We start from the raw sequence: 14,375 nt of genomic DNA on the forward strand, positions 1-14,375 counted from the left end.
GATCGCATGGCCGGCACCGAGCAAGGCGCCACCCGCCCGCTGGCCACGAACGAGCGCGTGGAGCTCACCGACCTCGCGCGTCACGATTCCGTGTGGCGCACCATCCTGCCCGGCGTGCCCGCGCTCCCGCCCATCCTCTGGATCGCGCGCGCCGTCTTCGGGTGGCCGGGCATCTGGGTGGTCGCCGTGCTCACGCTGCTGGGGACCTCCGTGTTCGCCGTCACCGATCTGCTCGCCATGCGCCGCCGCCACGCGCAGGTGAAAGCCGCTCAGCGCACGGCCACCGTCATGGGCGGCGTCAACCGCGACGGCGAGCAGGTGGAGGTGCTGCTGCCCGACAAGCTCCTCTGGACCGTGGGCGGGCGTCCCGCTCCGGACCGGCTGCGCGAGCGCTCCCGCGCGCTGTCGGGCACGCTCGGGGACCGCCATGCGCCGACCACGTTCTAGGCCAGCGCTAGGGCGTGGGGGGCGTCTCGGCCTCGCCCATCTCGGCCAGCGACAGGCGCTCCACGTGCAACAGCCGGTGCACGAAGCCGTGCAGCGCGTAGATCACGGGGGTGAGGCACACCGCGATGATCAGCTTGAGCACGTACGAGCTCACGATGACGTCCACCAGGTCGAACTCCATCCCCGAGCCGCCGTAGCGCAGGCCCACGTTGATGACCACGGTGTCCACCAGCTGCGAGATGGCCGTGGAGCCGGTGGCGCGCAGCCAGAGGTGCTTCGACGCCGTGATGCCGCGCAGGTAGTGGAACACGTAGATGTCGCACAGCTGCCCGATCAAGAACGCTGTGAGCGACGACACGAAGAGCACCACCCCGATGCCGAACACGGCCTGGAACGCCGGCTGCGGGATGGGCGAGTCCGCCGAGATGGGTGCCCGGATGGCCAGCTGCAAGATGATGAACGCGTAGATCACCATCATCATCGCCACCAGCGTGACGAAGCGCGCGCCCTTCTTGCCGTAGAACTCGTTGATGATGTCGGTCATCACGAACGTGACGGGGAACACGAACGTGCCCGCGCTGATGGTGTGCCCGAACACGCGCACGAACTTCCCGCCGATCAGGTCGCCCACCAACAGGCTGGACACGAAGACAGCCGCGAGGCCGATGTAGAGCCGGTGGTTCTTCGAGAGGAACTCCCCCTCATGGGCAAATGCGCTGGCCATCCGCGTCGTGTACCACGCAAGCAGGCTGCTGCAGAACCCATCCTGCTACCCTCCGCGCCCATGAACCTGATTCGCAAGCTCATGGACGGTGTCCGCCCGGCGGTGCGCGCGCGGCGCGCGGTGTTCGGCCCCATGCGGCCCACGTGGAACGAGGACCTCGAGGTGGTGGCCACGGTGCTGCAGCGCTCGTCCAACGCGTCCACGCTGATGCCGCTCGCGTGGCAGCGGGCGGTGACGGACCCACCGCGTCCCGAGACGCGCGTGATGCGCGAGACCCGCATGACCGACGTGCAGGTGCCCTCGGCGCACGGGCCCATCCCCAGCATGTGGTTCGAGACCGACGAGAGCGACCCCGAGCGCGTGCTCATCTACCTGCACGGCGGGGGCTACAGCATCGGGTCGCTGCGCTCGCACCGCGACCTGATCTGCCGCATCTGCCACGCGGGAAAGATGCGCGTGCTGGCGCCCGCGTATCGGCTGGCCCCCGAGCACCCCTTCCCCGCACAGCTGCAAGACGCGCGCGCGGTGTACGACTTCGTGCGCGACCAGGGCGTGCGCCCCGAGCACGTGGTCATCGCGGGCGAGTCGGCGGGCGCGGGCCTCACGCTCAGCACCGCGCTGTCCCTGCGCGACGACGGCGAGGCGCTGCCGGCCGGCCTGGCGGTGGTGTCTCCGTGGGTGGACCTCGAGGGGCGCGGCCGCAGCCTGGACGACAACCGCCGCTACGACTTCGTGAGCCGCTACGCACTGCGGCAGTACGCGAAGCGCTTCGTGGCCCCGCATGATCTCCGCAACCCGCTGGCCGCGCCCATCCACGCGTCGCTGCACGATCTCCCGCCCCTGCTCATCCACGTGGGCGCCGCCGAGGGCCTGCTGGACGACGCGCTGCACCTCGCCGAGCGGGCGCGCGACCAGCACCTGGACGTCACCCTCCAGGTCTTCCCGGACATGATCCACGCGTTCCACGTGTTCGCGCCGCTGCTGCCCGTGGCCCGCGAGGCCATCCTGGACATCGGCGTGTTCGCGCAGCGCCGGACCGGGGCTCTCCCGCGCTAGCGCAGGCCCACGCGATCGAGCGTGACGTCCTCGTCCCAGCTCGCGGCCCAGCCGTCGTAGTGCACGCGCACGCGGCCGTCGGCGTACACGGCGATGACCGTGGCGTTCCACCAGCGCCCGCTCCACAGCACCTTCACGGGCTGCCCCAGCGCCAGCTGCCCCGGCGCGGCCATCACCGCAGGCGCCATGGTCGCGGGAGGCGCCGAGCTGCTGGTGGCTTGCCTCGCGAGCAGCACGCCCACGCTCATGGCCACGACGAGCGACACCGCGATGATCATGCCGACCGCCCGGTTGCCGGTCGCGCGCGGCACCTTGGCCGAGCGGGCCGCCAGCCGCTCGAGGCCCACCGTCTCGTCCCAGGAGCTCGAGTAGCCGTCGTAGTGGATCAGGTACTGCCCGCCCGGCAGCTCCGCGAGGATGGTGGCGGGCCACCAGCGCCCTCGCCACTCGCAGAGCACCGGCCGGCCCCGCGTGTAGCGTTCGACCGACGCCGCGGGACGTGCGGCCGGGCGCTCCACCGCCGCCATCATCGCCGTGACGACCTGGTCCTTCTGGCAGTAGCCACAGCGGACGGTGCTCGTCCCGTCGGCGAGCTCGAGGGGGGCACCGCAGTGATCACAACGAACGAGCGACATGGCCGGTGCGATATTACGGCCACCGCGCACTGAAGCTTCATTCATTTCTTGCGGCACTTGGCTTGACGCTCGCGCATGCTGAGACAAGATTCACTTCATTACGCGGGCACACCGTTCCTGGGTGCCCAGTGTAATCAACCCCTACTTCAACCTTCGGACCCGCTCCGAGTGGAGGCGACCGTGGCAGCGCACGCGATCAACCGTTACAAGGCCGACCTTCGCGACTTCCAGTTCCTGCTCTTCGAGCAGTTCAACCTGCAAGACGTGCTGGGCAAGGGTCCCTTCGCAGACTGGGACGCGGACCAGTGCAAGATGGTCCTCAGCGAGGTCTACCGCTTCGCGTGCGAGGTCACCGGGCCGCTGAACCAGATCGGCGACCAGCAGGGCTGCCGCATCGAAGACGGCCGCGTGAAGACGCCCGACGGCTTCAAGAACGCCTGGGACAAGGTCTTCGAGGCCGGCTGGCGCACGCTCGCGGCTCCCGTGGAGATGGGTGGCCAGGGCGCGCCCTTCACGCTGTCGGCGCTGTCCGAAGAGATGATCAGCGGCTCCAACACCGCGTTCGCCATGTACCCCGGCCTCTCCATGGGCGCGGCCGAGGTCATCCAGCACTTCGGCACCGACGCGCAGCGCAAGAAGTACGTGGCCCCCATGATGGTGGGCAAGTTCGGCGGCACCATGTGCCTCACCGAGCCACACGCGGGCTCCGACGTGGGCATCGCCAGCACCGCCGCCACCAAGAACGCGGACGGCACCTACAGCATCCGCGGCACCAAGATCTTCATCTCGGGTGGCGACCACGACCTGGCCGAGAACGTCATCCACCTGTGCCTCGCGCGCATCGAGGGCGCGGGCCCCGGCACGAAGGGCCTCTCGCTCTTCATCGTGCCGCGCGTGCGGGTGAACGACGACGGCTCGCTGGGCCAGACCAACGACATCACCGTGCCCAGCATCGAGCACAAGATGGGCATCAACGGCTCGGCCACCTGCGTGCTCAACTTCGGTGACAACAACGCCTGCGTGGGCGAGCTGGTCGGCACCGTCGAGAACCAGGGCATGCCGCAGATGTTCAAGATGATGAACTTCGCGCGCATCGGCGTGGGCATCCAGGGCCTCAGCGTGGCGAGCACCGCCTACCTGAACGCGCTCGAGTACGCCCGCGAGCGCAAGCAGGGCTCCGGCATCAAGGACTTCAAGGACGCCACGGCGGAGCGCGTGTCCATCATCGAGCACCCCAACGTGCGCCGCGACCTGCTCGACATGAAGGCCAAGGTCGAGGGCATCCGCGCCCTGATCGTGAAGCTCTCCATGCACAGCGACCGCGCGCTGGTGATCGGTGGCTCGGACGACGCCTCGGCGGCGTACCACAAGGGCCAGATCGACCTGCTCACGCCCATCGTCAAGGCCTACAGCACGGACCAGGGCTTCCGCGTGTGCGAGACCGCCGTGCAGACCTACGGCGGCCACGGCTACCTGCAGGACCACCCGGTGGAGCAGTGCCTGCGCGACTCCAAGATCTTCAGCATCTACGAGGGCACCAACGCCATCCAGTCGATGGACCTCGTGGGCCGCAAGCTGGGTCAGGGCGGCGGCGCCAACACCAAGGCGTTCCTCGGTGACATCCAGAAGTTCATCGACGCCAACAAGGCGCACCCCGTGCTGGGCGACTCCGTCGCGCAGCTGCAGCGCGCGCACGGCGCCGTGGGTCAGTGCGTGATGCAGTTCCTGCAATGGTTCCAGGGCGGCCAGATGCAGAACATCCCGCTCAACTCCGAGCGCTTCCTCGAGATCATGGGCGAGCTGGCCATCGGCTGGTTGCTGCTCGAGCAGGCGGCCCTGGGCCTCGAGAAGATCGACGGCCTGAGCGAGACGCACCCCGACCGCGCGTTCTACACGGGCAAGAAGTTCGCGGCGTTGTACTTCGCGCAGAACATCCTGCCGCTGGTGCCGAGCCGGGCGAAGGTCATCGCCAGCGCGGACCAGAGCGCCAACGAGATCCCGCTCGAGGCCTACTCGACGATCTGAGCTCGGGAGTGGGAAATGGAGTGAGCGCCGGCGGGTCCGTTGGCGCTCGTTTCAATTGATCTCATCCACGGAGCTATGGAGATCGCACGACGGGTGGGGACCGGATGGACTCTGTGTGGATGCCGTTCTAGCCCTTGTTTCAAGGCATTTGGGCGCCCCGGCTTGAAAGCCGGGGCAGCGGGACCTTCGCCTCGGCTCCTGGACAAGGTCCTCCCCCTAACGGCGGAGGACTGGGCATCGGAAGCAGGAGGAGCGGTCTGGGGCTCGGGTGGTCTGAGAACCTAGTCATCCGCTGCGACCACCCAGTCCTGCCCCGACAGGGGCAGGAGTTGTCCAGGCATCAGGGCGAAGAACGCCTGCCCCGGGTTTCAACCCGGGGTAGCCAAAACTCCTTGAAACAAGTCGCTCCCGAATCCGCGAAAGTCGACGTGGCTCTGGTTGGGCATGGAATGTCACAGGCATCTGAGAGAGTCGCCTCACGGTGCAGCGGAGTTTTTTCTTGTCAGCCGCAAACCCGTGTACTAAACAGCCGTTCAGGAGAAACGCACCGCCATGGCCCAAGACACCAACCGTGAAAAAGCTCTAGAACTCGCCCTCGGGGCCATCGAAAAGAACTTCGGCAAGGGTGCGATCATGAAGCTCGGTGACAAGGTCGCCGAGGAAGTGCCCGCGCTGCCCAGCGGCTCCATCTCGCTCGACATCGCGCTCGGCGTGGGTGGCTATGCGCGCGGCCGCATCATCGAGATCTACGGGCCGGAGTCCAGCGGCAAGACCACCCTCACGCTGCACGCCATCGCGCAGTGCCAGCAGCGGGGCGGTGTCGCGGCCTTCATCGACGCGGAGCACGCGCTCGACCCGCAGTACGCCCGCAAGCTGGGCGTCAACGTGGACGAGCTGCTGGTCAGCCAGCCGGATCACGGCGAGCAGGCCCTCGAGATCGCGGACACGCTGGTGCGCTCCGGCGCCGTGGACATCATCGTCATCGACTCGGTCGCCGCGCTCGTGCCCAAGGCCGAGATCGAGGGCGAGATGGGCGACACGCACGTGGGCCTGCAGGCGCGCCTCATGAGCCAGGCGCTGCGCAAGATCACCGGCAGCGTGCAGAAGAGCAACTGCACGCTCTTCTTCATCAACCAGATCCGCATGAAGATCGGCGTCATGTTCGGCAGCCCGGAGACCACCTCGGGCGGCAACGCGCTCAAGTTCTATGCCTCGCAGCGCCTGGACATCCGCCGCATCGCCACCCTCAAGGTGGGCGAGGACGCCATCGGCAACCGCTGCCGCGTGAAGATCGTGAAGAACAAGGTCGCGCCGCCCTTCCGCACGTGCGAGTTCGACGTGCTCTTCGGGAAGGGCATCAGCCGCAGCGGCGACATCCTGGACCTAGGCGTCCAGGACGGCATCGTGGACAAGTCGGGCGCCTGGTACAGCTACAACGGCGAGCGCGTCGGCCAGGGCCGCGACAACGCGCGCATCTTCCTCGAGGAGCACCCCGAGATGATGACCGAGATCGAGGACAAGCTGCTGGCCAAGTACGACATGTCCCGCGGGGGCGGTAAGCCCATCACGGTGGATGGCGCGGCAGGCGAAGAGGCCGAGGCCAAGGCCAACGGCAAGCAGGCGCGTCGCCCGCGGGCAAACTGATCCTCCTCTGAAGGCGCACGGCGGCATGCAGGAACACGGGGCGCGCTCCGGGGGCGGGCGGTCGCGGGGGCAAGCCCCCCGTTGGCGGCTCGCGTGCGCCTTGTGCCTCGTGGGGCCGCTGCTCACGGCGCCAGGGCTCGGGTGCCGCGGCGGTGGAGGGGAGACCACGCCCCACGGGGAACAGGTGGCTCCGCCCCGCGTGCTCACCGCCTTCACGCCGCCGGGCGCCAGTTCGGTGCTGGCGCTCGAGCCGCAGCAGCTGCTCCGCGAGCCCGCGTGGGCGGGGCTCCTAGAGGTCGCGTTCCCCCCGGACCAACGCCAGGCCTTCGAGCGCCTGTTCGTGGTCCGGCCGGAGGAGGTGCGCGAGGCTGCCTGGGTGCGCTGGGGCGAGCAGGGCTTCGTGGCGCTCCTGCGCGGGGACTTTCGTGGGAGCGATGCCGTGCGTGGGCTCGGTATGCGCATGAACACCGTGGAGGTCACCCGTGAGCAGCCCGCCCGTCGCGTGGGCTTTCTGGGCACGGCGCGCCGCGAGGCGCTGGAGCTGGACGAAGCCTCTTTCGCATACTCGGGGGATGCGGGGCCCGCCATGGCCGCCGTAGCCGAGTTGGCATCCACCCCCGAAGCTGACACCAGCGCAGCCTCGGGGGCGCGCCAGGAGCTCGAGGCGCAGTTGGGGCCCGCGCCGGTCCGCTATCTGCACCTGGTCCCCCTCGCGCCCCCCGCCGACAGCCCGCTCTACCTCGTCTTGGCGCAGCAACGCATGCTCGGGGTGGCCCTGCGCGTGGTCGGCCCAGATACGCTCGAGCTGCACCTGGTGCTGACCGGCGCCTTCCCCTCCACCATCGAGGACAATGCCCGCGCCGTCCTCGGGCAGCTCATGCGCTCCGACTTGGGTCAGGTGCTTCTGGGCCACGAATCCCCTCCGCTGACGCTGGAAGTTCGGGAACATTCCGTCCATGCGCGCGTTCAGCTCAGGGCCAGCACGCTGCACTCCGGGCTCCGAACCGTCTTCGTGGACGGCCTCGCGGACCTCTTCGTGGCGCCCTCATTGTGAGCTAAATAGCGAGAATCACGACATAAACACATTTGCGCCGCTTGACGTATAGAGACACACACGCTACACTCCCCTTACCCATTCAATTGTAATGCGGGGGTGAAGCGGGCTGGCAAACACCAGCCCCTCTCTGCGTTCTGGGGGAAACGAGACCACTCATGAGCTTCAACATCGGCGACAAGGCCGTGCACCCTGCGCACGGCGTCGGAGAGATCACCCGCATCGAAGAGCGCGATGTGGGCGGTACGCGCAGCCAGTTCTACATCCTGAAGATCGTCGAGTCCGGGATGACGGTGATGGTCCCCACGCTGCGCGCCAAGACGGTTGGGCTGCGCAACATCATGTCCAAGAAGGACGCGAAGGACGTCTTGGCCGAGCTCGAGTCCACGGCCGTCGCCGTGAAGTCTCAGCCGTGGAACCGGCGCTACCGCGAGTACATGGAGATGCTCAACAGCGGCTCCCCCGTGGAGGTGGCCAAGGTGCTGCGTGATCTCTCGCGTCTGCGCACCGACAAGGAGCTGAGCTTCGGCGAGCGTCGTCTGCTGGAGCAGGCGCGTGGGCTGCTCGTCACCGAGCTGGCGCTCGCCAAGCGCGTCAAGGAAGCCCGCATCGAGCAAGACATCGACGCGCTGCTCCCCCCGGCCTGAGGCGCCCGAGGCAACCCGTGGAGTTCGCGCGCCATAGGCAGCCACAGGGGCCGAGCGCTGCTCGGGCCCGCCCCGGAGTGACGCAGGCTTTCGGCGCGCTCCTGGGACTCTCGGGACTGGCGGCGCTGCTGGTCGCCAGCTGTGCGGGCGCACCCGCCGCCGGCCCAGAGACGCCAGGCGAAGCAGACACGTCCGGCGCCGACGAAGCCAGTGTGGGGCAGCCCAGCGGAGACCAGCGCCAGGAGGGCGAAACCGCGAACCAAGAGTCCGCACCCACGCCCCAGGCGCCGCGCTTCGACACGAGCGAGCTCCCCACGCAGGGCCCGGCAGATGCCGCCGTCGTGGTGGACGTCTTCTCGGACTTCGAGTGCCCGTACTGCTCCCTCGCGCGGCGCCACACGGCCCGGCTGCTCGAGGACTTTCCCTCCGTTCGGGTGCGCTACCGGCACTTCCCGCTGGCCGGCCACCCCCACGCCGGCATGGCCGCCGAGGCGTCGGTCGAAGCCTATGCCCAGGGCGGGAACGAAGCCTTCTGGTGCTTCCACGACCAGGTCTTCGACCACCAGAGCTCGCTCTCCCGCGCGCTCCTGCTGGAGCTCGCCACCCGCTGCCGCCTCGACGCAGGCGCCATGCGGCAGGCGCTCACGGACCACCGCCACCAGCCTCGCGTCAACCAAGACCGCACAGCCGGCGAAGCGCTGGGGCTCCAGGGAACCCCCACGTTCTCCGTCAACGGCACCCTGGTAGACGGCGCTGACTACACCGACGTGGAAGAAGCCGTCGACCGAGCCCACCCCAGCTGGTGAGGCAGGCAGTCCGAGGCCAGGCCTCGGCCTCCGACTCGGCCGCTCAGCGCGGCAAGCCGCCGTCTTGGTACAGCGAGAGCACGTGGCCTTCGGGGTCCTTGAATTCGGCGGACCATCCGCCAGGGGCTTCACTGACGGGCGTGACGATCTCGACGCCTGCTGCGGCGAGCGACGCCACCATGGTGTCGATGCCTCCCTTGGCGAGGCCGAAGACAACTTGGGGGGTGGTGCCGTGCGTGGCGGTTCCCTGCAGGAAGACGAACTCCACTTCGCCGGGGAGACGTGCCTGGAGGTAGCCGTTCTCGAGGTCCTCGACCTCGAAGGCGACGCCGAGGGTCTCCGCATAGAAGCGGTGGGTACGGGCGAGGTCCGCTACGTAGAAGACGATCGCGAGGTTCTTGAGCTGGCCGTTGAGCATGGGGGTCCTTTCTCGGGCGCCCGAGAGTTGGGTACGGACGCATCGGTAGTTGCCGTGTGCCGGCCCGGTGTGAGCACCTCGGCAAAGATCAGCCCGTGGCCGTCCGGATCTCCCACCGCCAAGACGCGCGCGGGCTGGCCCTCCTCGCGAGGACGCACTGCCGTCAGCCGGGGCAGCAGCTCGACCTGGCTGCGGCGCAGCCGGGTGAGCGCGGCGCTGCGGGTAGACCAGCGCAACCGGGGCCGCGTCAGTGGCCCAAGCCGGCGAAGCGCCTCGAATCGCTTTCGCAGCGCCGCGTCACTCAGCCCCAGCACGCAGCGCAGCTCCGCCTTGTCCAGTCCGGAGAGCAACAGCCACAGCGTGGTCTCGAGGGCCGGAGAGAGAGTCTGCGGCGCCAACCCCTCGGTGACCTCGCCCTGCGCATCCACGCAGTTCGCGGCGAGCTGCTCGGCCGCGGCGCGCAGCTCGCGGGCTCGACGGCGCAACGCACTGCGCGCGAGAAACGCGCCATGCCGGCGCGCAGAGCCACGCGCACCGCGGATGAATGCTTCGCTCGTGAGGGGCAGACCCCGCCCCAGCGCTGCGAGGATGATGTCGTGCGCGAGGTCCTCGGCCTCGTGAGCCACGCGGCTGTGCTGTCTCCCAGCGTCGACCAGCAGCCGTCGCACGGCACGCAGCGAGTCGTCGTTGCTCACGGAGTCGTCAGCACAGGTGCTGCCTCCACGCGCTGCCCGCCGGAACCATGACTCTCGAGCGTCACTCGCCGACCCTACGCAGGTCCTTGCCTCTCGGCAACACAGTCTGCCTCAGCGCGCAGGCGGGTCGCCTGCAGGCTCACCCTCCGTTGGCGGAGGCGGCAGGTTCACGAGTGGTCCGGCGGGGACCTCGGCGCCGCCCTCGGGCCCGAACACCGCTTGACGCAGGTGGTACACCGGCCGCGGGGGCACGTAGGTGGCGGCGCCCACGGTCATGATGCGCAGCACCGCGGCGCCCGTGGCGGCGATGGGGTTCGCGCGCTCGCGGCACTCGAGCGGAGCAGCCGGACCGTCGGTCATGACGCCCGAGCACAGGCCCGGCAGGATGAAGCCGCCGAAAGGCTCCGCCATGGGCTCGTTGGGCATGAACGGCCGCATCTGCCCACCCTGTGTGGTGGTCCACGCGTAGAGCCCGCCGTTCCAAGCCAGCAGGCGCTCACGCACGGGGCGCTCGTCCGGGTAGCGGATCTCGAGCGGGAACATCCGCAGCCCGTGCTCGAGCTCGGCGCTGCCCAGGGTGACCACCACCTCCTCGCGCTCCGTGGAGGTCGTTGACGCCCCGAACGCAGCGGACGAGCGGCTGGACGTCACCAGCTCGTAGACCCAGCGGTTGCCATCCCGCAGCTGGAAGCGTGGGCTGCCCAGCTCGGCCCCGGCCGTGAGCGACATGGTGTGCCGCACGCGCATGGTGGAGGACGCGATCTCGAGGTCGTACGTGACCGGCCCCGGCTCGGTGGCGGTGAGGTTCTGCACGGGCGGGATGGGCCAGCCGTCGCCGCAAGACACCAGCGTGCGCACCGCGCGCGTGCGGCCCACGTGCAAGAAGCCGTGCCCTTCGCGCTCGAAGCGCGGCAAGCAGTCGAGCGCCACGAACCAGGTGGCGTGCGCCATGACCACGGCGCCCGCCAGCAGCGAAAGCGCGCCCGAGGTGAGCGCCAGCTTGGCCGGACGCCCCTGCACCTTGCGCGAGCGCTGCACCATGAGCCCAAGCAGGAAGAGCGAGGCCCCCAGCACCGACGACCACGTGGTGCGCTCGAGGAACGGACGGAACACGCGGTAGGAGTGGATCTCGGCGGAGCCCCCGTAGGCCCCGCCCACCTTCCACCACGCCAGCATGGGCATGCCCACGAAGAGCGCGCCTACCGCGATGACGATGAGCAGCGGCATGCAGCCGAGCTGCGGTGCCCGCCGCCCGCCAGCCTTGGGCAGCGAGTAGAGCATGAGCGACAGCGCGCCGAGCGCGATGGCCAGCGCCGACACCCACAGCGGCCATGGGTGGATGGTGAACTCGTGCCCCCGGTTGACGACTTGCTCGAGCATCAGGGGCTGAGCACCAGCGGCCAGGGGAGCCCGCTCAGCTCCTCACGCACCTCGGCGAGCCCCGCACGAACCTGCGCCATGGTGGCGCGCTGGGCGGGCTGGCGACGCAGCCCCGCCTGCAGCAAGCGCGCGAAGCGGCGCGTCTCCGTGAAGCGCGACAGCATCTGGATGCCCTCGGGCACGCCGTCGTGCTCGATGTGAGCCCCGATCATCCCGATCTCGGTGTCCGCGCTGAAGAGGCACAAGTTGGTGATGAGCTCGAACGCCATGCAGCAGAACGCGTAGACGTCCACGGGCGGGGCCAGATCCGACTCGAGCGCGCCCCACACCTCGGGGGCACCATACTCGGCGGTGCCGCAGCCCGGGCGCATGTGACGACCGGCCAAGCCGAAGTCCACCAGCACGGGCGACTCCACGCCGCCGTCACCCTGCCGCACGATGATGTTGGAGGGCTTCACGTCCAAGTGGCCGACGCCGATGGCGTGCATGGCCTCGAGGCCGGTGGCCACGCCCTCCAGCAGGCGCAGGGAGCGCGCCATGCTGAGGTCGCTGGTCTCGAGCAGGCGCTCGATGTTGGGGCCCTCCACCAGCTCCATCACGAGGATGGGCTTGGGCCGCGCGCCCGCGTCGAAAGTCACGAAACGCGCGATGTTCGGGTGGTCGGGCAGCGCCAAGAGCGCGCCGGCCTCCTCGCGGAAGAGCCGCAAGAACTCCGCCTCGGAGAGGGTGCGCGCTGCGGCGCCCGAGTAGTCCGGCACCTTGAGCGCGAACAGGTCGGCGCGCGCCGTGTGTCGCTCGCCGGCGCGCTTGGCGGCGAACACCGAGCCACCCGCGCCGTTGCCGATGGTGTCGGTGACGTAGAACCCGCCGAGCGTGCGGCTGGGCGGCATCCACGCGGGCATCTTGACCACCTTCTTGGTGGCCACGAGCAGGCTCGGCCGCTCCGAGCGCGCGGCCTCCACCGGCAGGCGCGCGATGTACCGAATGGTGGCGCCGAGCACGTCGGCGATGGGCCGCGGAAAGTCGTGCAGCGCGGCCTCCACGAACGCGGCGGCCTCCTCGTCCAGCGGCTCGGCGCCCGAACGGATGGCGCGCTGCACGCGCAGGTCCATGAGCCGCAGTGTGGCCACCGAGTGCGGCTCGCCCACGTCCAGCATCGCAAGGCGGCGGCGCGCGCCCGCCACCAGCTGCGCGAGGTCCACCACGTAGTCCTCGAGGTCACCGAGCGGCGTGTCCGACGAGCGCTCCCCGAGCTCGGCCAGCGAGTCGCAGCGCAGCGCGGTGCCGAGCCCCCGGCACAGCCGGTTCAGCGCACCACGCAGGGCCTCGACGCGCGGCGAGCAGGCCACCGGGAGGTCGGCCGCCAGCTTGGCCATGGCGTCCACCGCCTCGAGCACACGGTCGCCGCGGTCGAGCGTCTGGGTGGCCTTCACCAGCCCCTGATACGCGTCGAGCGCGCGCTCCACCTCGGGCATCATGGAGGCCTCGGAGATGGAGCGGATGTCCTCGGCGCTCTCGCTGAAGTCGCCCGCGAAGATGACCACGTCGGAGATCTCGGCCACCTCCTCGCGCACGAGCGCGTCCATGGCGCGGGCCGAGGCGGCACACAGCGCGCGTCGGAGCCCCACCCCCTGGTCGCTGCGCAGGCGCGTGAGGAGCACGCGCGTGGTCAGCACGCGGCGCGCGCGCAGCATGTTCTCGCGCGCCTCCACCTGCGTGCCGTCGGCGTCCACGAGGTGCAGGAACGACTGCAGGCGGCGGATGCGCAGCGTGAACTGGTGGGGGTCCGCGGTGGGGCCCAAGGGCTCCCCCTCGTGGATGACCAGCCAGTTGGTGAGGCGCTGGAAGAGGTCCCCCAGCGTGCGGCGCGTGCCGTCCTCGTCGTCGGTCTCGGAGCGGCGCTTCAGCACCAGCAGGTTCACCAGGCCGTCCGTGCTGAGCAGCGCGGCGTCCAGCTCGCGCAGCGCCAGGAAGGCGGTCTGGCGCCCGAGCCGCTCGCTCAGGTCGCAGTCCTCGAGGCGCGTCACGCGCTCTTCGGTGGCCTTCAGGATCTCCTGCGCCATGCGCGCGGCCACCACAGGGCCGTCTTCCGCGAAGGCGCTGAGCGCGTCGGCCACCATCTGCGGCAGCGAGGTGGCGGCGTCGGCCTGGCGCTCGCCCAGCTCGTTGGCCACGGCGATCATGAGGGCCGCCTTGCCCTCGTCCTCGCGGTCGTCTCCGGCCAGCGCTTCGCGCAGCTGCACGCGCGCGCGCTGCGCCGCCCACACGGCGAAGTCTTCCCCCAGGCGCTCGCGCCGCAGGTCCAGCAGCACCTCGGCGATGGGCAGCGAGCCGTCGCGCACCAGCAGCTCGAGCAGCTCTTCCACGGCCTCGGGTTCGCGCTCGGCCGCGCGGGGCAGGCCCAGCATGAGCGCCGAAGGGAGCCCGCGGTCCTTGACCACCAGGTCGCTCGCCAGCAGCCGGTGACAGGCCGCCAGGGCGGACTCGGGCTGGACGGTGATGCTGGCGGCGAGGGACGCCGCCGCGCGCCGCCACTCGGTGACGCTCAGGCTGGGCGACAGGTTGTGGTGGATCTGCTCTTCGAGCGCGGGGACCGGAGTCCGCCAGGAGCCCGCGTGCCGAGGCCACGTGCCGCCACACCAGCGACTCGCGGTCGTTCAGCAGGCGGTTCCAGGCCTCGCTCACCTCGGTCGTGCGGAAGATCTGCACGCCCGACGCGTCGCCATCCGCCGCGCGCTGGGCCGCCTCACGCGCCGCGCGCTCGATCAAGCGGGCCGCGAGCCGGCGTGAGGGCAGGGACCCCATGGCCGGGCGCAGCAGCCACTCGTCGCGCAGCTCGTTGCT

At 69.8% G+C, this 14,375-nt stretch carries 13 protein-coding genes; 7 read left to right on the forward strand and 6 right to left on the reverse strand.

Annotated features, from left to right (window positions below):
* Window positions 1–6 precede the first annotated feature (6 nt).
* Window positions 7–447, forward strand: coding sequence for a hypothetical protein (locus IPI43_05260; GenBank protein MBK7773531.1), 441 nt, complete (start codon window positions 7–9; stop codon window positions 445–447).
* Between the two features lie 7 nt (window positions 448–454).
* Here the strand turns inward: IPI43_05260 and IPI43_05265 are convergent, their stop codons facing one another.
* Window positions 455–1,171: a queuosine precursor transporter gene (locus IPI43_05265; protein ID MBK7773532.1), complete on the reverse strand. Its 717-nt coding sequence runs from the start codon at window positions 1,169–1,171 to the stop codon at window positions 455–457.
* A 60-nt stretch (window positions 1,172–1,231) separates the two neighbouring features.
* On the opposite strand from IPI43_05265, the gene IPI43_05270 reads away from it, so the two are divergent.
* Complete coding sequence (locus IPI43_05270; GenBank protein MBK7773533.1) at window positions 1,232–2,227, forward strand: alpha/beta hydrolase; 996 nt, start codon at window positions 1,232–1,234, stop codon at window positions 2,225–2,227.
* Here IPI43_05270 and IPI43_05275 read toward each other — a convergent pair.
* Window positions 2,224–2,862 (reverse strand): hypothetical protein, encoded by a 639-nt coding sequence (locus IPI43_05275; protein MBK7773534.1) that lies wholly within the window; start codon window positions 2,860–2,862, stop codon window positions 2,224–2,226. The genes IPI43_05270 and IPI43_05275 overlap by 4 nt on opposite strands.
* Before the next feature lie 75 nt (window positions 2,863–2,937).
* On the opposite strand from IPI43_05275, the gene IPI43_05280 reads away from it, so the two are divergent.
* The 5 genes from IPI43_05280 (at window position 2,938) to IPI43_05300 (ending at window position 9,038) form a co-directional block, all read left to right on the forward strand.
* Complete coding sequence (locus IPI43_05280) at window positions 2,938–4,887, forward strand: acyl-CoA dehydrogenase (protein ID MBK7773535.1); 1,950 nt, start codon at window positions 2,938–2,940, stop codon at window positions 4,885–4,887.
* Between the two features lie 552 nt (window positions 4,888–5,439).
* The gene (recA, locus tag IPI43_05285) at window positions 5,440–6,531 is read left to right on the forward strand and encodes a recombinase RecA (protein ID MBK7773536.1); all 1,092 of its coding nucleotides are present in this window, start codon (window positions 5,440–5,442) and stop codon (window positions 6,529–6,531) included.
* 199 nt (window positions 6,532–6,730) lie between these two features.
* A complete protein-coding gene (locus IPI43_05290) occupies window positions 6,731–7,585 on the forward strand; it encodes a hypothetical protein (protein ID MBK7773537.1) in 855 nt (284 codons plus the stop codon).
* 158 nt (window positions 7,586–7,743) lie between these two features.
* Complete coding sequence (locus IPI43_05295; GenBank protein MBK7773538.1) at window positions 7,744–8,232, forward strand: CarD family transcriptional regulator; 489 nt, start codon at window positions 7,744–7,746, stop codon at window positions 8,230–8,232.
* Window positions 8,233–8,309: 77 nt separating this feature from the next.
* Window positions 8,310–9,038, forward strand: coding sequence for a DsbA family protein (locus tag IPI43_05300; protein ID MBK7773539.1), 729 nt, complete (start codon window positions 8,310–8,312; stop codon window positions 9,036–9,038).
* Between the two features lie 43 nt (window positions 9,039–9,081).
* Here IPI43_05300 and IPI43_05305 read toward each other — a convergent pair whose 3' ends face one another.
* The 4 genes from IPI43_05305 to IPI43_05320 form a co-directional block, all read right to left on the reverse strand.
* Window positions 9,082–9,456, reverse strand: a complete 375-nt coding sequence (locus IPI43_05305; GenBank protein MBK7773540.1) for a VOC family protein — start codon at window positions 9,454–9,456, stop codon at window positions 9,082–9,084.
* Window positions 9,411–10,151 (reverse strand): hypothetical protein, encoded by a 741-nt coding sequence (locus IPI43_05310; GenBank protein ID MBK7773541.1) that lies wholly within the window; start codon window positions 10,149–10,151, stop codon window positions 9,411–9,413. Before IPI43_05310 ends, IPI43_05305 begins: the two co-directional genes overlap by 46 nt.
* Before the next feature lie 111 nt (window positions 10,152–10,262).
* Window positions 10,263–11,531, reverse strand: a complete 1,269-nt coding sequence (locus IPI43_05315; GenBank protein MBK7773542.1) for a hypothetical protein — start codon at window positions 11,529–11,531, stop codon at window positions 10,263–10,265.
* Window positions 11,531–13,972 (reverse strand): protein kinase, encoded by a 2,442-nt coding sequence (locus tag IPI43_05320; GenBank protein MBK7773543.1) that lies wholly within the window; start codon window positions 13,970–13,972, stop codon window positions 11,531–11,533. Before IPI43_05320 ends, IPI43_05315 begins: the two co-directional genes overlap by 1 nt.
* Window positions 13,973–14,375: the final 403 nt, after the last annotated feature.

The organism is Sandaracinaceae bacterium (genome assembly GCA_016706685.1).
Classification (GTDB): Bacteria; Myxococcota_A; Polyangia; order Polyangiales; family Houyiibacteriaceae; genus JADJJE01.